17 protein-coding genes are annotated in these 19,255 nt (G+C 69.1%); 8 read left to right on the top strand and 9 right to left on the bottom strand.

Annotation, left to right across the window (positions count from 1 at the left end; all coding sequences use genetic code 11):
* Positions 1–30: 30 nt before the first annotated feature.
* The 4 genes from C8K38_RS18225 to C8K38_RS18210 are packed head-to-tail and all read right to left on the bottom strand — an operon-like array spanning position 31 to position 5,308.
* On the bottom strand, positions 31–1,722 hold the full coding sequence (locus C8K38_RS18225) for a dipeptide ABC transporter ATP-binding protein (protein ID WP_097212838.1): 1,692 nt from the start codon (positions 1,720–1,722) through the stop codon (positions 31–33).
* A gap of 60 nt (positions 1,723–1,782) precedes the next feature.
* Positions 1,783–2,763 (bottom strand): ABC transporter permease, encoded by a 981-nt coding sequence (locus C8K38_RS18220; protein WP_097212837.1) that lies wholly within the window; start codon positions 2,761–2,763, stop codon positions 1,783–1,785.
* Complete coding sequence (locus C8K38_RS18215) at positions 2,756–3,682, bottom strand: ABC transporter permease (protein WP_097212836.1); 927 nt, start codon at positions 3,680–3,682, stop codon at positions 2,756–2,758. The genes C8K38_RS18220 and C8K38_RS18215 overlap by 8 nt, the downstream gene beginning before the upstream one ends.
* A 33-nt stretch (positions 3,683–3,715) precedes the next feature.
* Positions 3,716–5,308, bottom strand: coding sequence for a peptide ABC transporter substrate-binding protein (locus tag C8K38_RS18210; RefSeq protein ID WP_373560271.1), 1,593 nt, complete (start codon positions 5,306–5,308; stop codon positions 3,716–3,718).
* A 377-nt stretch (positions 5,309–5,685) separates the two neighbouring features.
* Here C8K38_RS18210 and acs point away from each other — a divergent pair, with 377 nt between their 5' ends.
* Positions 5,686–7,629: an acetate--CoA ligase gene (gene acs, locus C8K38_RS18200; protein WP_097212833.1), complete on the top strand. Its 1,944-nt coding sequence runs from the start codon at positions 5,686–5,688 to the stop codon at positions 7,627–7,629.
* A gap of 233 nt (positions 7,630–7,862) precedes the next feature.
* A complete protein-coding gene (locus tag C8K38_RS18195; protein ID WP_097212832.1) occupies positions 7,863–9,050 on the top strand; it encodes a S1 family peptidase in 1,188 nt (395 codons plus the stop codon).
* On the opposite strand, the gene C8K38_RS18190 is transcribed toward C8K38_RS18195, so the two are convergent.
* Positions 9,047–10,447 (bottom strand): MFS transporter, encoded by a 1,401-nt coding sequence (locus C8K38_RS18190; protein WP_097212831.1) that lies wholly within the window; start codon positions 10,445–10,447, stop codon positions 9,047–9,049. The two genes, C8K38_RS18195 and C8K38_RS18190, sit on opposite strands and share 4 nt — an antisense overlap.
* A 208-nt stretch (positions 10,448–10,655) precedes the next feature.
* On the opposite strand from C8K38_RS18190, the gene nhaA reads away from it, so the two are divergent.
* Genes nhaA through C8K38_RS18170 form a run of 3 tightly spaced genes read left to right on the top strand, consistent with a single transcriptional unit; the run spans position 10,656 to position 13,441 of the window.
* Complete coding sequence (gene nhaA, locus C8K38_RS18180) at positions 10,656–11,942, top strand: Na+/H+ antiporter NhaA (RefSeq protein WP_097212829.1); 1,287 nt, start codon at positions 10,656–10,658, stop codon at positions 11,940–11,942.
* Positions 11,943–11,944: 2 nt separating this feature from the next.
* Positions 11,945–12,478, top strand: a complete 534-nt coding sequence (locus C8K38_RS18175; protein WP_077043945.1) for a phage holin family protein — start codon at positions 11,945–11,947, stop codon at positions 12,476–12,478.
* Between the two features lie 33 nt (positions 12,479–12,511).
* Positions 12,512–13,441 (top strand): alpha/beta fold hydrolase, encoded by a 930-nt coding sequence (locus C8K38_RS18170; protein WP_097212827.1) that lies wholly within the window; start codon positions 12,512–12,514, stop codon positions 13,439–13,441.
* A 62-nt stretch (positions 13,442–13,503) separates the two neighbouring features.
* On the opposite strand, the gene C8K38_RS18165 is transcribed toward C8K38_RS18170, so the two are convergent.
* From C8K38_RS18165 to nth, 4 genes are read right to left on the bottom strand one after another with little or no spacing between them, the layout of a single operon-like run.
* Positions 13,504–14,694 (bottom strand): MarP family serine protease, encoded by a 1,191-nt coding sequence (locus tag C8K38_RS18165; protein ID WP_097212826.1) that lies wholly within the window; start codon positions 14,692–14,694, stop codon positions 13,504–13,506.
* On the bottom strand, positions 14,691–15,398 hold the full coding sequence (locus tag C8K38_RS18160) for an NUDIX hydrolase (protein ID WP_097212972.1): 708 nt from the start codon (positions 15,396–15,398) through the stop codon (positions 14,691–14,693). The genes C8K38_RS18165 and C8K38_RS18160 overlap by 4 nt, the downstream gene beginning before the upstream one ends.
* A gap of 14 nt (positions 15,399–15,412) precedes the next feature.
* Positions 15,413–16,087: a TlpA family protein disulfide reductase gene (locus C8K38_RS18155; protein WP_097212825.1), complete on the bottom strand. Its 675-nt coding sequence runs from the start codon at positions 16,085–16,087 to the stop codon at positions 15,413–15,415.
* A gap of 7 nt (positions 16,088–16,094) precedes the next feature.
* Positions 16,095–16,775 (bottom strand): endonuclease III, encoded by a 681-nt coding sequence (nth, locus tag C8K38_RS18150; protein WP_097212970.1) that lies wholly within the window; start codon positions 16,773–16,775, stop codon positions 16,095–16,097.
* 185 nt (positions 16,776–16,960) lie between these two features.
* On the opposite strand from nth, the gene C8K38_RS18145 reads away from it, so the two are divergent.
* The 3 genes from C8K38_RS18145 to C8K38_RS18135 all read left to right on the top strand — a co-directional run bounded on the left by C8K38_RS18145 (position 16,961) and on the right by C8K38_RS18135 (position 19,183).
* Positions 16,961–17,227 (top strand): hypothetical protein, encoded by a 267-nt coding sequence (locus C8K38_RS18145; RefSeq protein ID WP_097212824.1) that lies wholly within the window; start codon positions 16,961–16,963, stop codon positions 17,225–17,227.
* 179 nt (positions 17,228–17,406) lie between these two features.
* Positions 17,407–18,081 carry a Crp/Fnr family transcriptional regulator gene (locus C8K38_RS18140; RefSeq protein WP_077043064.1) on the top strand — a complete coding sequence of 225 codons (675 nt, stop codon included), beginning with the start codon at positions 17,407–17,409 and terminating at the stop codon, positions 18,079–18,081.
* Positions 18,082–18,253: 172 nt separating this feature from the next.
* Entirely contained in the window at positions 18,254–19,183 is a 930-nt protein-coding gene (locus tag C8K38_RS18135; RefSeq protein ID WP_245221063.1) for an alpha/beta hydrolase, read from the top strand.
* Positions 19,184–19,255: the final 72 nt, after the last annotated feature.

The following is a 19,255-nucleotide window of genomic DNA, read 5'->3' as shown; positions in this document are numbered from 1 at the left end:
TGCACGTCATATGAGCCAGACCGTTCGGTCTCAGGACCCCCGCACGAGATCGCGGCCGGGGATCGCCTCGAGCAGCCTCCTGGTGTATTCGTGCTGCGGGTTGTCGAACACCTCCACCGTCGTGGCGGCCTCGACCACCCGGCCCCTGCTCATCACCACCACGTCGTCGGCGATCTGCCGCACCACCGCCAGATCGTGTGAGATGAACAGGTACGACAGGCCGAGCTGGGCCTGCAGATCGCCCAGCAGGTTCAGGATCTGCGCCTGCACGAGCACGTCCAGCGCCGAGACCGCCTCGTCGCAGACGAGCACCTCGGGCCCCAGTGCCAGTGCCCGCGCGATCGCCACCCGTTGCCGCTGGCCACCGGAGAGTTCGTTGGGGTACCGCCGCAGCACCCAGCTCGGCAGCGACACCCTGTCCAGCAGCTCGCGCACGATCCGCTCCCGCTCGCCCCTGTCCCCCACTCGGTGGGTGCGCAGCGGCTCCTCGACGGTGCGGTAGATCGAGTACATCGGGTCCAGCGATCCGTACGGATTCTGGAAGATCGGCTGCACCTGGCGCCGGAATGCGAATGTGGCCTTCGCATCGAACTCCGCCAGGTCGCGCCCCTCGAAGGTGACGGTCCCCGAGGTCGGCTTCATCAGCCCCAGAACCATGTGCGCCACAGTCGATTTACCCGACCCGGACTCACCGACGATCGCCGTCGTGGTCCCGCGCTCGAGGCGGAACGACACGGAGTCGACCGCCGTGAATGCGGTGTGCCGCCACGGCGCACCGCCCCGGGTCCTGAATTCCTTGACCAGGTCCGAGGCCACCATGACGTCGCCGCCTGCCGGCAGGGGCCCGCCGTCCGCCGCCGCGGCGTGTTCGGCCACCTCCACGGCGCGCGCGCGGGCCCGGACGGACTCGAGTTGCTGCGAGGCCAGGGACGGCGCGGCGGACACCAGTTTCCGGGTATATGCGTGCCGCGGATCGCCGAGGATCTGGCGGGCCGGTCCGGATTCGACGACCCGCCCCTGGTGCATCACCACCAGATGCTCGGCCCGTTCCGCCGCGAGGCCCAGGTCGTGCGTGATCAGCAGCACGGCCGTGCCGAGTTCGCCGGTCAGCCCGGCGAGATGGTCGAGGATCTGCCGCTGCACCGTCACGTCAAGGGCGGAGGTCGGCTCGTCCGCGATCAGGAGCTTCGGCCGGCAGGACAGCCCGATGGCGATGAGCGCACGCTGGCACATACCGCCCGAGAACTCGTGCGGATACTGATCGACCCGGTGCCCCGCATCCGGTAGGCCCGCCTCGGCGAGCAGCTCGACCGCTCGCGCCCTGGCCGCCTTCCCCCTCGCGATCCCGTTGGCCGCCAGGGTTTCCGCGATCTGAAAGCCGATCTTCCACACCGGATTCAGGTTCGACATCGGGTCCTGCGGAACCAGCCCGATGCCGCGGCCCCGGACCGCCACCAGGTCCGCCTTCGACGCCCCGACCAGGTCCCTCCCGTCGAAACGGATCTCCCCCGAGGTGACAATTCCTGTACCCGGCAGCAGGCCGATGATGGCGTGGGCCACGGTCGACTTGCCCGAGCCCGACTCCCCCACGATCGCCACGGTCTGCCCCGGATAGGCGGTCAGGCTCACCCCGCGCACCGCGGGTACCGCGCGACCGCCGGAGCGGAAGTCGACGCTGAGGTCGCGGATCTCGAGCAGCGGACCGGGCTCGCGGTCTCTCATCGCTTCCTCGGCTCGCACATGGGCTCGATCATCGCTTCCTCGGCTCGCACATGAGCTCGATCATCGCTTCCTCGCCTTCGGATCCAGCGCATCGCGCAGGGCGTCGCCGAGCATGATGAAGCCAAGGACCGTGACCGCCAGCGCCGCCGCGGGGTAGAAGATGATCCCCGAACCGGACCTCAGTCGGCTCTGACCGGTGCTGATGTCCCCTCCCCAGGACACCACGCTCGGCGGCAGCCCGATGCCCAGATAGGACAGCGTCGCCTCGGTGACGATGAAGACGCCGAGCCAGATCGTGGTGACCACGATCACCGGACCGATCGCGTTGGGGAGCACGTGCCGTAACAGGATGCGGAATCGGGAGACGCCCAGCGCCGTCGCCGCGAGTACGAAGTCGTTGCCGCGCACCGAGATGACCGAACCCCTTGCGATCCTGGCCACGTGCGGCCAGGCGAACAGGGCCAGGATCAGCATCACCGTCCAGATGCTCCGGTTCCGGAACAGCTGCATCATCACGATCGCCGCGAGGATGAGCGGGATGCCGAAGAAGACATCGGTGATCCGGGAGACGACCGCATCGAGCCGACCGCCGTAGAACCCTGCGAGGGCACCGACGGTGCCACCGATGAGCAGGAAGATGGCGGTCGCGCCGACGCCGGTGAGCACCGAGGCCCGCGCGCCGTACACGGTGCGGGCGAAGATGTCGCAACCCTGCAGGTCGAACCCGAACGGATGCCCGGCGCCCGGTCCCCGCATGCTGTTCTGCCCCAGACACATTCGCGGGTCCTGACCCGTGAACAGTCCGGGCACCGCGACCACAACGAGGACGAAGAGGATCAGCAGGGCCGAGACGAGGAACATCGGGTTGCGCCGCAGTCCGCGCCAGGCATCGCGCCACATGCTGGTCGGCGGCGAGGCCTCGTCGAGCCGATCGACGCCGAGCGCCTCCACCTCGTCCGGTCCGGCGACGAAGTAGTTCTGCCCGGCGCGCGCCTGCGGGGATGCGCGATCGGGTGTCCCGGGGAGGTCCGGATCAGGCATAGCGAATCCTCGGGTCGAGCGCGGCGTACAGCAGGTCCACCAGCAGGTTGGCCACCAGGAACACGACCACCAGCACCGTCACGAAGGACACAACGGTCGGGGCCTCGCCACGGATCACGGCCTGGTAGATCGTGCCGCCGACGCCGTTGATGTTGAAGATGCCCTCGGTGACGATCGCGCCCGCCATCAGCGCTCCCAGGTCGGCGCCGAGAAAGGTGACCACCGGGATCAGCGAGTTGCGCAGGATGTGCACCACCACGACGCGGCGACGACTCAAGCCCTTGGCTGTGGCGGTGCGGACGTGATCGGCGTCCTTGTTCTCGGCCACGGATGTCCTGGTCAGCCGCAGCACGTACGCGAAGGAGACCAGGCCAAGCACGATGGCGGGCACCAGAAGTCTCGAGAAGCTGGCATCGGCACCGACGGTGACCGGGGCGATCCCCCACCGCACGCCGAGGAAGAACTGAGCCAGGAAGCCGATCACGAATACCGGCACCGCGATGATGAAGAGGCTGAGCACCAGCAGGGTCGCGTCGAACGCCTTGCCCTTGCGCAACCCGGCGATGACACCGAAGAAGATGCCGAACGCGGCCTCGATGACGATCGCCATGAACGCGAGCCTGATGGTGACGGGGAACGCCCTGGCCAGCACGTCCCGCACCGGCTGGCCGGAGAACGAGGTGCCGAAGTCGAGGGTGAAGATGCCCTTGAGGTAGAGCAGGTACTGCACGATGAAGGGCCGGTCGAGGTGGTATCGCTCGCGCAGCTGGTCCGCCACGGCGGGGCTGAGCGGCTTGTCGCCCGCGAGCGCCTGGATGGGGTCGCCCGGGATCAGGAACACCATCGCGTAGATGAGCAGCGTCGCCCCGATGAACACGGGGATCATCTGCAGCAGTCTCCGCCCGATGTACCACCCCACCAGGTCACTTCCTTCCGGCCGTGTGGCACGGCGTCAGGACTTCTTGATCGCCTCGTACATCGGCAGGCCGTTCCAGCTGATCTGCACGTCGCTCACCGCCTCGGAGTGCCCGGCCGCCGCGATGTAGTCCCACAGCGGGAGCACGGGCAGGTCCAGGAGCAGGATCTCCTGCGCCTGCCCGGCGAGCGCGAACGACTCGTCCTCGTCGGTTGCGGCCTCGGCCCTGCGGACCAGGTCGTCGAACGCCGGGTTCGAGTAGTCCTCGTCGTTGGAGCCGGCACCGGTGACGAACTGCGGCTCGAGGAATTCGAGGATTGACGGGTAGTCGCCCTGCCAGCCGGACCGGAACGCGGACCCGATGGTCCGGTTCGTGATCTCGGTCCTGATCTGCTTGAACGTCGGATACGGCGCGCCGACCGCGTCGATGCCGAGCGTGTTCCGGATGCTGTTGGCGGCCGCGTCGACCCACGCCTGGTGGCCGCCGTCGGAGTTGTAGGCGATCTCGAACCGGCCGCTCCACGTGGAGAGTGCGTCGGCCTGCGCCCACAGCGACTTCGCGACCCCCGCGTCGTACTCGAGCGCCCGAACTCCCGGCAGGTTCGCGTTGAACCCGGGCAGCGAGCTCGCGGTGAAGTCGCGCGCGGGCGTGCGCATGCCCTGGAAGATCTGCTGGGTGATCTGCCCGCGGTCGATCGCCCGCGACAGTGCCTGCCTGCGCAGACCGCCCTCCGGCCCGGCGAAGTGCGGCAGGTTTCCCGGGATGCCGATCTGCGCATTCTGCGCGGTCGGGGCCTCGAGGGCGCGGTCACCGAGATCCGACCTGAAGGTGCTGAGCGCGCTCTCCGGGACGGTGTCGAGGACGTCCAGGTTTCCGGCCTGTAGGTCCGAGTAGGCGGTGTCGAGCGAGCTGTAGAAGACGAAGCTCAGGCCGCCGTTGTTCGGGCTCCGGTTGCCGCGGTAGTCGGGGTTCGGCACCAGGTCCAGCTTGACGTTGTGCTGCCACGCGTCGCCGTCCGCGAACTCGTAGGGACCGTTTCCGACCGGCCGCTCGCCGAACGCGGCCATGTCCAGGAACGCCACCTCCGGCAACGGGTAGAACGGGGTGAAGCCGAGCCGCAGCCGGAAGTCCGCGGTCGGCTGCTTGAGGTCGACCGTGAACGTGGTGTCGTCGACGATCTTGAGCCCGGACATCGTCTGCGCGGTTGGCGGGCCTGCGGCGACCTCGTCGTAGCCGACGATCGGCTCGAAGAAACTGGACTGCAGCTGGGCGTTCGTCGAGAGGGCGCCGTAGTTCCAGGCGTCCACGAAGGATTTCGCGGTGACCGGTGTCCCGTCGGTGAAGGTCCAGTCGGGTTTGATCTTGATCGCGAACGACTTCGAATCCGTGGTCTCGATCGACTGGGCGACCTCGTGCTGAAGGTTGCCCCTCGCGTCGTACGACTCGAGTCCGGCGAAGAGCCGGTCGACGATGCGTCCGCCGCCGTTCTCGTTCGTGTTCGTCGGGATCAGCGGGTTCTGGGGTTCGCTGCCGTTGGCCGTGACCATGCCGCTGCCGCCGTCGGAGGTCGACGAACACGCGGACAGCACCAGTGCCCCGGACAACGCGAACGCTGTCAGTGCGGTCACCCTGTGGAACTTCAAGAGTCGCCTCCTGTTCGTTCACACGAAGACGCCGCCGTCGGCACGCCGGGTGAGCGCGGCGCGCACACGGCCGACCGTGGATGCCGCGAAGACTAACCACCGCGAAGACTAACCACACAGTGTCCGGGTGTCCGGCGTTTGTCCCGGTCGGGACCAAGTCGTCGGGCAATCGCAACGCCCCGGATACCTGGTGGATCGATCCGTTCGTCGCCCACGTCGACCATCGGGCGCACCCACGGGACCGATCACCGCAGATCCGGGGGTTGCAACCTATTGCAACGATGCGCTCACCGTGTCATGTGACTACCCTCACAAAGGCGCGAAAAGCGCCCCCAGGATCACCGAAAGAGGGCACGGGCGACATGACCAGTAGCACCGCCGATACCAACGCAGCCGAGCACGCGACGAGCTACCCGCCGAGCGCGGAGTTCGTCGCGACCGCGAATGCAGGCCCGGAGCTCCAGGCCGCAGCGGATGCCGACCGGCTGGGGTTCTGGGCCGATCAGGCTTCCCGCCTGCACTGGCACGAGCCGTGGAGCGAGGTCCTTGACTGGTCCGACGCCCCGGTCGCCAAGTGGTTCGTCGGCGGCAAGCTCAACGTCGCGTACAACTGCGTCGACCGGCACGTCCAGAGCGGCCACGGCGACCAGGTCGCCATCCACTGGGAGGGCGAGCCCGGCGACAGCCGCGACGTCACCTACAACGACCTGCTCGCCGAGGTGAGCAGGGCCGCAAACACTTTCACCGAGCTCGGCCTCGTGGCAGGCGACCGCGTCGCCATCTACATGCCGATGGTCCCCGAGGCGATCGTCTCGATGCTGGCCTGCGCCCGGCTCGGCCTGACCCATTCGGTTGTCTTCGCAGGCTTCTCCGCATCCGCGCTGCGGTCGCGGATCGACGACGCCGAGGCCAAGCTGGTCATCACCACCGACGGACAGTGGCGCCGCGGGCAGGCTGCCCCCCTCAAGACCGCCGTCGACACCGCGGTCGACGGCGCGGAATCCGTCCAGAACGTGCTGGTGGTCAAGCGCACCGACATCGATGTCGAGTGGACCGAGGGCCGCGACCTCTGGTGGCACGAGACGGTGGCCACGGCCTCGCCCGAGCACGAGGCACAGGCCTTCGACGCCGAGCACCCGCTCTTCATCCTCTACACCTCGGGCACCACGGGTAAGCCCAAGGGGATCATCCACACCTCCGGCGGCTACCTCACCCAGGCGTCGTACACCCACCACAACGTCTTCGACCACAAGGCGGGCAAGGACGTCTACTGGTGCACCGCCGACATCGGCTGGGTGACCGGGCACAGCTACATCGTCTACGGGCCGCTGTCGAACCGGACCACCCAGGTGGTCTACGAGGGCACCCCGAACTCGCCGGATGAGCACCGGCACTTCAACATCATCGAGAAGTACGGCGTCAGTATCTATTACACGGCACCGACCCTGGTCCGAACCTTCATGAAGTGGGGCCGCGAAATCCCCGACGCGCACGACCTGTCCTCGCTGCGGTTGCTGGGCAGCGTCGGCGAGCCGATCAACCCCGAGGCGTGGCGCTGGTTCCGCGACGTGATCGGCGGCGAGCGCTGCCCGATCGTGGACACCTGGTGGCAGACCGAGACCGGCGCGATCATGATCTCCCCGCTGCCCGGCGTCACGGCCACCAAGCCGGGCTCCGCGATGGCGCCGCTGCCCGGCATCTCCGCGAAGATCGTCGACGACGATGCCAAGCCGCTCGGCGCCGGTGGCAACGGCTACCTGGTGCTCGACCAGCCGTGGCCGTCGATGCTGCGCGGCATCTGGGGCGACATGGAGCGCTTCAAGGACACCTACTGGTCCCGGTACGCCGTGGAGGGCTGGTACTTCGCCGGGGACGGCGCACGCTACGACGAGGACGGCGACCTCTGGGTGCTCGGCCGCGTGGATGACGTCATGAACGTCTCCGGCCACCGGATCTCCACCTCCGAGGTCGAGTCGGCGCTGGTCGGGCACCACAGCGTGGCCGAGGCCGCGGTGGTCGGCGCCGCCGACGAGACCACCGGCCAGGGCATCGTCGCGTTCGTGATCCTGCGCGAGGGCGCCGAGAACACGGGCGAGACGCTGATCGCCGAGCTCAAGGTCCAGGTGTCGACGGAGATCAGCCCGATCGCCCGGCCGCGCCAGATCACCATCGTCCCCGAGCTGCCGAAGACCAGGAGCGGCAAGATCATGCGCCGACTGCTCCGCGACGTCGCCGAGGGCCGCGATCTGGGCGACACCTCGACGCTGGTCGATCCCAAGGTGTTCGATGCGATCCGGGGCAACTGACCCCCGCTCCCCTCACCACGGCGGTGCCCCCGTGCGGCTCGAACGCACGGGGGCACCGCCGTCTCGTCTCGCGTGTGGCCCAGTCGCGGGCCGCCCTCGCGAACCTTCCCGGCCGTGCCGGATTGGCCTACCATGGGTCCGTCAGCGATGGCCCACAGTCCCATTCATGACGAGTGCCGAGCCGAGTGACGCTCACGGGTGAGCCGCGGGTCCGAGCTCGAACGGAGACCGTCATGCCTGATCGGCGCCGGCGAACGAGGTTCGCCGCCCTGCTCGTGCTGCTGCTCGCGGCGCTCGTCGGCTCCCCCGCCGTCGCGCTCGGCGACCAGGAATCCCCCGAACGTCCCGTGCCGAGCCCGGAGCAACGCGCGGCGGCCCTCGTCACCCCGTCCGTCGTCCTGGTCAAGGCGGAGGTCAGGGGCTGGGTCCGCTTTCCCGACGGCCAGCCGATCAAGGTAGACCCCTTCGTAACCGGCTGGCGCTGTAGCGGATTCGTCGTCAACCCGGACGGCTGGGTGGCCACGGCAGGCCACTGCGCCGAGGGTGCCCGCGAGGCCCTCCTGCGAACCGCGGTCGACTGGGCGGTGCACGTGATCCCCACCCTCGATCCCGCGCTCGTGAACGAGACCGCCCAGTCGAACTGGCGGGTCGAGGGCGACGAGCCCGGATCGAGCCCAACCACCGCCATGACCGTGATCGCCGGTGGGACCGCCGAGGGCGAGGCACTCCCCGCCGAGGTCACCGGCCTGGTGCCGCTCACCGCGGGGGATGTCGCGTTGCTCAAGGTCCAGCGGGGTGGCCTTGCGGCCGCCGAGCTGAGCACCGATGACGGCGTCGACCTGGGCACGCCGGTGGTGTCGGCCGGATTCCCCGGCAACACCGATACCGCGGCCGAGCCGTCGCTACGGCCCGCGGTATCGGGCGGCGAGATCAGCGCCAAGAAGGCCACCGGAATCGTCCCGGTCTACCAGACCGACGCGGAGGTGTCCGAGGCCATGAGCGGAGGCCCCACCGCCGACCTCGGCGGCGTGGCGGTCGGGGTCAACAGCTTCGGAATCCATGGGCAGACACAGCCGTTCGCCTTCGTCGCCCCGGCGCGCGGACTCACGGATCTGATGCGCGAGAAGGGCGTCACCCCGGCTCTCGGGCCTGCCGACACCGCCTACCGCGCGGGGATCGAGCACTACTACGACGGCAACTACACCGCCGCCATCGCCGACTTCGACCAGGTGCTGACCCTCGCCCCTGGCTATCCGGGGGCGGCGGAACTCCGGGCCGGCGCCGAACAGGAGCGGGATCTGTACGGGGACGCGGCGCCATCCGACTCGGGCCCGAACTGGGGCCTGCTCGCCGCCCTTGCGGTCCTGCTGGCGGTGAGCGCAGGCGTGGTGGTGGTGATCCGGCGGACGGTTCAGGCCTAGAGCTCGGCCCCGCGCGGATCGAGCTCGGGCGCGTCCAGCGAGGTGTCCTTGGTCTCACGCATCACCAGCAGCGCGACGAACGTCAGGGCGCCCGCCGCGAGCAGGTAGATGCCGACCCAGCCGACGCCGTAACTGGTCGCGAGCCAGGTCGCGATGAACGGCGCCACCGCCGCACCCAGGATGCTCGCCGTGTTGTAGGCGATACCCGAGCCGGTGTAGCGCACATTGGTCGGGAACAGCTCCGGCAGCACCGCACTCATGGGGCCGAAGGTGAAGCCCATCAACAGCATTCCGACGATGAGGAAGACCAGCATCCGAGCGTCGGTCATCTTCTCGGGGTCGAGGGCCACCGAGAACGTCAGCCCGAAGACCATGATCGCGCCGGTGGCGACCAGCAAGGTGATGCGCCGACCGTACCGGTCCGCGAGCCAGCCGGTGATGGGCACGCCCGCCGCGAAGAACAACACGGCGATCAGTTGCAGCACAAGGAAATCCGAGTACTTGAAGCCGAGCCCGGTGCCGCCTGCGGCGACGGTCTTTCCGGTGCCGTAGCTCAGCACCCAGGTGGTCATGATGTAGAAGAGGGTGTACGTCGCGAGCATCACGAAGGTGCCGATGATCAGCTGACGCCAGCTCGTCTTGAACACCGTCGCCAGCGGGGTCTTGACCTTCTCGCCGCGCTCGACGGCGCGCGCGAAGACCGGGGTCTCCTCCAGCTTCAGCCGCACGTACAGGCCGATGATCACCATGATCGCGCTGAGCAGGAACGGGATTCGCCAGCCCCAGGTCAGGAATGCGCTGTCCAGGTCGGGGTTCGCGTTGTCGTGGCCCATGAACAGGGTGATGATCAGGAACAGCCCGTTGGCCAGGAAGAACCCGATCGGCGCGCCGAGCTGCGGCCACATCGCCGCCCAGGCCCGCTTGCCGGACTTCGCCGTCTCGGTCGCGAGCAGCGCCGCCCCCGACCATTCGCCACCGAGCCCGAGGCCCTGGCAGAAACGCATCAGGGCCAGCAGCGCGGGGGCGATGAGCCCGACCGAGTGGTATGTCGGCAGCAGCCCGATGACGAACGTCGCGATGCCCATGGTGAGCAGCGATCCGACCAGGGTGGCCTTGCGGCCGATCCGGTCGCCGTAGTGGCCGAACACGATCGAGCCGAGCGGACGGGCGACGAACGCGAGGCCGAAGGTGGCCAGCGAGGCCAGCAGCGCGGTGGTGCCGTTCCCCTTGGGGAAGAACAGGTGCGGGAAGACCGAGACCGCCGCTGTCGCATAGATGTAGAAGTCGTAGAACTCGATCGAGGTGCCGATCATGCTGGCCACCACGATCCGACTACGGGGCACCGCGTCCTTCGCGGCAACCGCCTCGTCGACCAGCACGTCCGGGGCTTTGCTCATCCGATTCTCCTGCACACCTGTTCCACGGAATGGACATCCGCCGCCCAAACCTCAGGAAGCAGATCACTCCCGCCGTTTCCGGGGCAATCCAGCGCGAGGTGTTTGCGCCGAGCGGTATCAAGATCGCGTTAAGCTGCCATCGGAGCGCCGGGAAGTCTGGTCGGCACATGGCACACCTGTACGCCCGCGACCTTCGGGAGAACCTGACGTGATCCAACCGCTCCGCTCCGAACTGACCCGCTATCTGCGCACCGAGACCGTCGGAGGGTCGATCCTGCTGGTGGCGGCGGCCGTCGCGGTCATCTGGGCGAACTCCCCGTGGGCCGACGCCTACACCGCCCTGCGGGACTTTCAGGTCGGGCCGAGCGCGATCCATCTGAACCTGAGCCTGAACACCTGGGCCCAGGACGGCCTGCTGGCGGTGTTCTTCTTCGTCGCGGGCCTCGAGCTCAAACGCGAGTTGGTCGTCGGCGAGCTCGCCGACCGCAAGAAGGCCCTGCTGCCGATCATCGCGGCGGTCGGCGGCGTGATCCTGCCCGCGCTGATCGCGCTGGCGGTCGGCTGGGGCACCCCCGGCATCGAGAAGGCCTGGGCGATCCCGGTCGCCACCGACATCGCCTTCGCCCTCGGCGTGCTCGCGCTGACCGGGTCGAGGATCCCGGCCAGCGCCAGGGTGTTCCTGCTCAGCCTCGCGGTCGTCGACGACCTGCTCGCGATCATCATCATCGCCGCGCTGTTCACCACCTCGATCGCGATGCTGTGGCTGCTCGGCGCGGTCGCCTGCCTGGCCGTCTACGCGTACGCGCAGCACCGGCGGATCACCACCCCGCTGCTGTACGTCCCGCTGGCATTGCTCGCCTGGTACTCGATGCACGAGGCGGGCATCCACGCCACCCTCGCGGGCGTCGCCATCGGACTGCTGACCAGGGTGCGCAAGGACCCGGGCGAGGCGGAGGCCCCCGCGACCCGGCTCGAGCACCGGATCCAGCCGTTCTCCGCCGGGTTCTGCGTGCCGGTGTTCGCCCTGTTCGCCTCCGGGGTCCCGCTGGGTCCAGAGGTGCTCGAGTCGATGTTCACCGACCGCATCGCGCTGGCGATCATCCTGGGCCTGCTGGTCGGCAAGACCGTCGGCATCTTCGGCGTCTCGTGGGCCGCGGTCCGGCTCGGCATCGCCACGAAGCCGGGAAACCTCGGCTTCCGCGACATGTTCGCGCTGTCGGTGCTCGGTGCGATCGGGTTCACCGTTAGCCTTCTGGTGGCCGAACTCGCGCTCGAAGGAGCCGAGGTGGAGACGGCGAAGGCTGCGGTCCTGTTGACCTCGCTGACGGCGTCGCTGATCGGCTCGGCGCTACTGTTACGCCGGGGGCGCGTCCACCAGGCGCGCGCCACCGCGGCCGGTTCCGCGACCGGTCAGAAACGACCACATTCCGGCGAGCCGGACGACGACACACTCCGGCGAGCCGGACGACGACACACTGGAGGGGCGCAGACGTGAGCATCAGTGACCGCAACGGCGACAGATACGACCGGCTGACCGGGGACGGGGTGCCCAACACCATCACGTCGATCCCGCTCACCGACGTCGATGCGCACGCCCCCGGTACCGCCAGCATCGGGAACCTGGTCAAAGACGCGACCACGCAGGTCTCCACCCTGGTCCGCGCCGAGGTGGCGCTCGCCAAGGCCGAGGTGACCAGCGAGGTCAAGAAGGGCCTGCAGGGCTCGCTGTTCTTCCTCCTCGCGCTCACCGTCCTGCTGTTCAGCTCCTTCTTCTTTTTCTTCTTCCTCGCCGAGACCCTCGCCGTCTGGACGCCGCGCTGGCTCGCGTTCCTCATCGTGTTCCTGCTGATGGTGGTGACCACAGCGGTGCTGGCGCTGTTCGGCTACCTGCGGGTGCGCAAGCTGCGTGCCCCGGAGAAGACCATCGACTCGCTCCGGCAGGCCGCGACGGTGCTGCCGAACGCCGCGGAGTCGAGCTACAAGCACGGCGACTACACGCCCGGCGAGTACGCCCGCCGGACCGCGCCGTAGCCCCGGCGTCGAACCGAGAGCATCACCCCTCCCGTGACCTACCCGGATCCCTCCACAGTCCGATTCGACGGCCCGTGGCAGCACCGCGACGTGCACGCCAACGGCATCCGCTTCCACGCGGTCGAGGCGGGCCCGTCCGACCCCGGTGCACCGCTGGTCGTCCTGCTGCACGGCTTCGCCGACTTCTGGTGGTCCTGGCGACATCAGTTGACGGCCCTCGCGGACGCCGGCTACCGCGCGGTCGCGTTGGATCTGCGCGGCTACGGGGACAGTGACAAGCCGCCGCGCGGCTACGACGGCTGGACCCTGGCCGGTGACGTTGCCGGTCTGATCCGCGCCCTCGGCCACACCGAGGCCACGCTCGTCGGCCACGCCGACGGAGGCCTGGTGTGCTGGGCGACGGCGGTGCTGCATCCACGGCTGGTGCGCTCGATCGCCCTCGTCAGCTCGCCGCATCCGATCGCGCTCAAGCGATCGGTGCTGGCCGACCGGGCCCAGCGGTCCGCCTTCCTGCCTGCGTTCCTGCGCTGCCAGCTGCCGTGGCGGCCGGAGCGGGCGTTGACCCGCGAGGACGGCGCCGAGGTCGAGAGGCTGCTGCGCGGCCGATCCGGTCCGGAATGGCCGCAGACCGAGGAGTTCGCCGAGGTCGTCGAGCGGGCCAGGTCCGCGATCCAGATCCCGGGCGCCGCGCACTGCTCGCTGGAGTACCAGCGCTGGGCGTTCCGCAGCCAGTGGCGGCCCGACGGCCGCCGGTTCATGAAGGCGATGAACCAGGTGATGACCATCCCGGTGCTGCAGATCCACGGGGACCAGGACCCGTACGTGCTGGCAGCCGCGTTGCGCCGCGACACCAGGTGGGCACCGGGTCGGAGCCTGCACACCATCGCGGGCGCCGGCCACTTCGCCCACCAGGAACGACCGGCCGAGGTGACCGCCGCGCTGACGGAGTTCCTGAAGCGCTGACGCGCCCGTGAGTCCTTCTGGCCCGCACAGGGGCCAGAAGGACTCACGGGCGGCGAAGCCGCCTAGAGGATGCAGCCACCCGTGTTGACGGCGCTGCTCGCCGCGGAGGCCCCCGCCAGCTGGCGCGAGACCTCCTCGGCGGTGAGCACGAAGCCGGTGTCGCTGTTGTCCACTGCCGCGCCGAACACGACGCCGAGCACCTGACCCTGCTCGTCGACCAACGGTCCCCCGGAATTGCCCTGACGGATCGAGCCGCGCACCGTGTACACCTCGCGCTCGACCTCGGCGGCGCGGTAGATGTCGGGGCCGGTCAGATCCAGGGTCTCCCGCACCCTGGCCGCGCTGGCCGTGTACGGACCGCCGCCCGGGTAGCCGAGGACGATCGCGCTGTCCCCGCTCGCGGCCGCCCCCGGAGCGAACGGCAGCACCGGGGCGCGCAGGCCGGGCACCGCCAGCACCGCGACGTCGACGGCCGGATCGAAGAGCACCACCTCGGCGTCCAGCGGCCCGTCCGCGGTGTCCACCGAGACCCCGGTCGTCCCCGCCACGACGTGCGCGTTGGTCATGACCCGCTCCGGGGCCACCACGAAACCGGACCCCTCGAGCGCGCGCTGGCAGCTCGGCGCCACCCCGCGCACCCGGAGCACGCTGGTCTGCAGCCGCTGCGCGACCGGACTACGCAGCACGCCGGGGTCGGGCGCCTCGACGACGGCGATCGGGGTGCGGCCGAACGGCCCGATCACGTCGGGCAGCCCGGAGGTGTCCAGCAGCGCCGAGAACTCGTCCGGCAGCCTGCGCATCCAACTCGGGGCGTACTCGTCGACCTGCGTCAGAACCCGCGACCCGCGCACCGCGCTCGCGACCTCCGGTTGCGAGGACGCGGTCAGCGGGATGGCCAGCAGCCACGCGGCGACCAGGACGGCGGTCAACTGCAGGCCGGCACCGATGACGCTGTCCACCGACCGCGCGACCGGGCTGTGCATGCCGCCGCGGGCGGCGCGGCCGAGCACCATGCCCGCGACCTCGCCGATGACCACCAGCACGACGATCAGGGTGATGCCCGCGAGCACGCGCATCCGCCCCTCGTCGACGTGCACCAGCACGTGCGGCGCGATCAGGATCCCCGCGACCGCACCGAGCACGACGCCGAAGAACGCGAGCGCGGACGCGACCGCCCCGTGCCGCCATCCCGACGTGGCCGCGAGAACGGCGATCGCGAGGATCGCGAGGTCGATCCAGGCTGAACCGGTCATCGCTCGTGTACCTCCACGATCCCCGCCTCCACCTCTGCCAGCGCGACCTCGAGGTCGCGGATGTCGGAGCGGTCCCATTCGATCTCCCAGCCGGAGATCGCGATGAGCCCGGCCAGCACGCCCGCGGTGAAGCCCCACACGAGCATGTCGTCGACCAGGAACGCCGGGCCCTGGTATCCGAGCCGGTGCCGGACCTGGAAGCGGTTGTCCGGGTCGAGCAGGGTGCGCATCGGCACCCGGGCAACCCGCTCGGTCTCGGCGAGGTCCACCGCACGGACCGGGGTGGGGCGATCCCAGTACCCGATCACCGGCGTCACGTCGAAGCCCGAGGGCGGGACGAAGATCCCCGGCAGTACCGCGAGGGTGCGCACCCCGGCCGGGTCGAGCCCGGTCTCCTCCTCCGCCTCCCGCAGCGCGGTCCCGACGGGTCCGTCGTCCTCCGGATCACTGGCGCCGCCGGGAAAGGCGATCTGGCCGCCGTGCTGCCGGAGGGTGGAGGCGCGTTGGAGCAGCAGCAGGTCGGCGTCCTCGGGTAGGCCACCGACGGCGATGGGATCGGCCTCGGGGGAACCACCGAAGAGCACCAGCACCGCAGCCTCGCGCGCCTGCACTCCGCTCGGCGCCCGCCGCAGCAGCACGGGGTTGACGGAATTGGTGTCCGACGGCGGCAGCGTCGAGACCCGGCGCAGCCATTCCGGCGGCAGGTGGTTGGTCTCGCTCACGCGCTCACGCCCAGCTTCTCGTGCACCGCCGCGGCGATCTGGTCTGCACTATCGAACGGCACCGGCAGTACCCCTGCGACGGTGCCGTCGGCCCGGACCATCACGGTCACGGGCAGCACGTTCGGCGCCCCGACGGCCGCGGCGATCTTGCCCGTGCCGTCCTGTACGCCCGGCAGGTGCACGCCGTATTCGGTCAGCGCGGACAACGCGTTCCCTTCCTTGGGGTCCTGGTGGACGGTCAGCACGGTGACGGCGTCCCCGGCGCGGTCCGCGTACTCCTGCAGGGCCGGCAATTCCCTGGCGCAGGGCCCACACCAGTAGGCCCAGAGGTTGACCAACGCGGGCTTGCCCGCCAGCGCGGCACCGACGTCGATCCTGCCACCGTCGGAGAGGCACTCGAGCCTGATCCCGGCCAGCGGTCCGGCCGGGACAGCGCCGGGTGTGGGAGTGGGGCAGGCACTCAGCGCGGCCTCGGCGCGCACGCCTGCCAGCGCCTCGGGCGTGTCGCCGGGGGCCCGCTCCTGCGGCGCGACGGTGGAGTTGCCGATGGAGTCCGCATAGCCGCGCGATCCGGTCTCGTCCGAGTCGCCCCGCGGCCAGATCGCGACGATCAGGGCCACCACGACGACGAGTGCGGCCAGGCTCCACCGGCCGGTGTTCGACAATCGCACGGTCAGCTCACCGACCCGCCAGCTCGAGCAGATGTTCGGTTTCGGGGCCCTTCACCAGGGCCGCAGCGGCCACCGGGTCGGTGGTCCCGATGCCGTAGGAGGGACAGTCCTTGGCCAGCAGGCACACCCCACATGCCGGCTTCTTCGCGTGGCAGACCCGGCGGCCGTGGAAGATCACCCGGTGCGAGAGGTCGGTCCACTCCTTGCGCGGGATGAGCTCGCCGATCGCGTGCTCGACCTTCACCGGGTCCTCCTCCTGCGTCCAGCCCCACCGCCGGACAAGCCTGCCGAAGTGGGTGTCGACGGTGATCCCCGGCACACCGAACGCGTTCCCGAGGACCACGTTGGCCGTCTTCCTGCCGAAGCCCGGCAGCGTCACCAGATTCTTCAGGTCGCCAGGGACCTCGCCGTCGTATCGCTCGAGCAGCGCCTGCCCGAGACCGATGATCGAGTTAGTCTTGTTCCGGTAGAAGCCGGTGCTCCGGATGTACTCCTCCAGCTCCGTTCGATCCGCCTCGGCGTAGTCGCGGGCGGTCCGGTATCGGGCGAAGAGCGCGGGCGTCACCTGGTTAACCCGCACGTCAGTGCACTGCGCGGACAGAATCGTCGCCACCGACAGCTCGAGCGGGGTGGTGAAGTCGAGCTCGCAGTAGACGTGCGGGAACGCCACGGTCAGCGTGCGGTACATCCGCCGCGCCCGGCGCACGAGGCCGAGGCGGGTCTCCTCCTTTGCCGGTCGCGAGGTCGGCGCCGCCCCACGCGGGCCCGGGGTCTGCGATGCGGTGGTGGACACCGGACCAACTCTACGGACGGTGCCAAACGGAACTGGACATCGTTTCGCTTCTGAGACAAACGCCGTGTTTACTACCCGGTATGCAAGGACTGGCTGTGGTGCTCTTCCCAGTGCTGCTCATTCTTTTTGCACTGGCAATGGAGCGGGTGGAGTTCCGGCTGCGCCGACTGACCGTGCGTGAGCAGGAGGTCCAGGAGTTCCTGGACAAGGCGAGTCATGCCGACGTCGCCACCCTCGCCAACGAGGGGCTGCCGCGCGCGCTCGCCCGGTTCCACCTCCGCCGCAAGCGCGGCGCCGAGGATGAGGACGAGGACGAATCGCAGGCGCCGGAGCAGCGCGCGAGCTGACCTTTTCGGAGTGTCGGGCCCCGTTCGGCGTGCGGCGCGTGGCGTCGGTCACTAGTCTTCGACGTCGGGACGATAGACTTCCAGCGAGTACTCAACGATGGGTCGACGCGATCGTGCGTCGATCACGTCGGGGGAGACCACACGATGGCGTCCCCCAACGACCCGAAGAAGGAGCACACGTGGACGAGATCCTGGCCAGAGCCGGAATCTTCCAGGGAGTCGAGCCGTCGGCGGTGGCCGCGCTGGTCAAGCAGCTGCAGCCTGTCGACTTCCCGCGCGGGCACGTGATCTTCAACGAGGGCGAGCCCGGCGACCGGCTGTACATCATCGTGTCCGGCAAGATCAAGCTCGGACGCCGCTCCCCCGACGGTCGCGAGAACCTGCTCACGATCATGGGCCCGTCCGACATGTTCGGCGAGCTCTCGATCTTCGACCCGGGTCCGCGTACCTCCACCGCCACCACGGTCACCGAGGTCCGCGCGGTGCAGATGGACCGCGATGCCCTCAAGTCGTGGATCGATCAGCGCCCCGAGATCGCGGAGCAGCTGCTGCGCGTGCTGGCCCGTCGCCTGCGCCGCACCAACAACAACCTCGCTGACCTGATCTTCACCGACGTCCCCGGCCGTGTCGCCAAGGCGCTGCTGCAGCTCGCCCAGCGCTTCGGCACCCAGGAGGCCGGGTCGCTGCGCGTGACGCACGACCTCACCCAGGAAGAGATCGCCCAGCTGGTCGGCGCCTCCCGCGAGACCGTGAACAAGGCGCTCGCCGACTTCGCGCACCGCGGCTGGCTGCGGCTCGAGGGCAAGAGCGTGCTGATCTCCGACTCGGAGCGTCTGGCCCGACGGGCCCGGTAACTCCCCCACACGCACGAATCGGCCATCCCGGATCCCCGGGGTGGCCGATTTTGCGTTGACCCCAACTCCTATAGCCAAACTGGCATGGCAGCGAGCAAGCTTTGCATTCGACAGGCATGAGACCGGGACCGCAGTATTGACCTTGCCGGGTTCGACAGGGAGGGTCACAGCGATGGGAAGCAGGTCGAGGGTGGAGATCCGCCGCAACGGAGGTATCCAGACCGAGCATCCGATGTCCGATCCGCAGACCGACGTCGAGTACAACGTCCGAAACACCGTGTCGCCAGAGCTTTTCGACGAGATCATCGGCGAATACCTCGCCCGATCCGAGAGCGCGGTACAGGGCCTGCGCGGATTCACCGACATCTACTACGACCCGCACAGCCAACAAAAACTGGACGTCTGGGGAATCTCCGACGACCCCCGGCCGGTATTCATCGCCATCCACGGCGGGTACTGGCGCGCCCTTTCCCGACACCACACGGCCTTCATGGCGCGCGCCCTAGACTCGGAGGGGATCGCCACAGTCACTGTCGACTACGGTCTCGCGCCGGAGACGACGCTCGAGGAAATCGTTCGCCAGGTCCGAGCGGCGGTCGCATGGGTCTACCACCACGGCGCCGGCCATGGGCTCGACCCCGATCGCATCGTCGTCGGCGGCAGTTCCGCCGGAGGGCACCTCACCGGCGCCGTCATGGTCTCGGGCTGGCAGCGTGAGCTCGGCCTGCCCGAGACCGTCGTGCGTGGCGCCATGCCGATCAGCGGACTGTTCGACCTCCGCCCGCTCGTCGACTCGTTCGCGAACGAGTGGCTCGAACTAGACATCGAGCGGGCGCACGGGTTGAGCCCATTGCTCCATGCGGACGGACCCGGACCTGCGGCCGTGATCGCCGTTGCGGAACACGACGGCGCCGGGTTCCTCATGCAGACCCACCGGTTCCACGACGCCTGGGCGGAGCACTCACCCTGCGACCTGCTCGTGGTTTCCGATCGCAACCACTACGACATCTTTCTCGATCTGGCCGACTCCACGACGGCGCTCAATCGCGCCCTCGTCGGCTTGATCAACGGACTCGCGGAGCAGCGCTCACCTGCGGGATAGGCGGGTATAGCAAAACAGGTATAGCGAGGACCATGAACTATCAGTTTCAGCTATTTCCGCGGGTCGAATCCC

Source organism: Rhodococcus sp. OK611, from assembly GCF_003050885.1.
Taxonomy (GTDB): Bacteria; Actinomycetota; Actinomycetes; order Mycobacteriales; family Mycobacteriaceae; genus Rhodococcus_G; species Rhodococcus_G oryzae.
The sequence above is the reverse complement of the archived record's forward strand: the minus strand, read 5'-3'. Positions and strand labels throughout refer to the sequence as shown.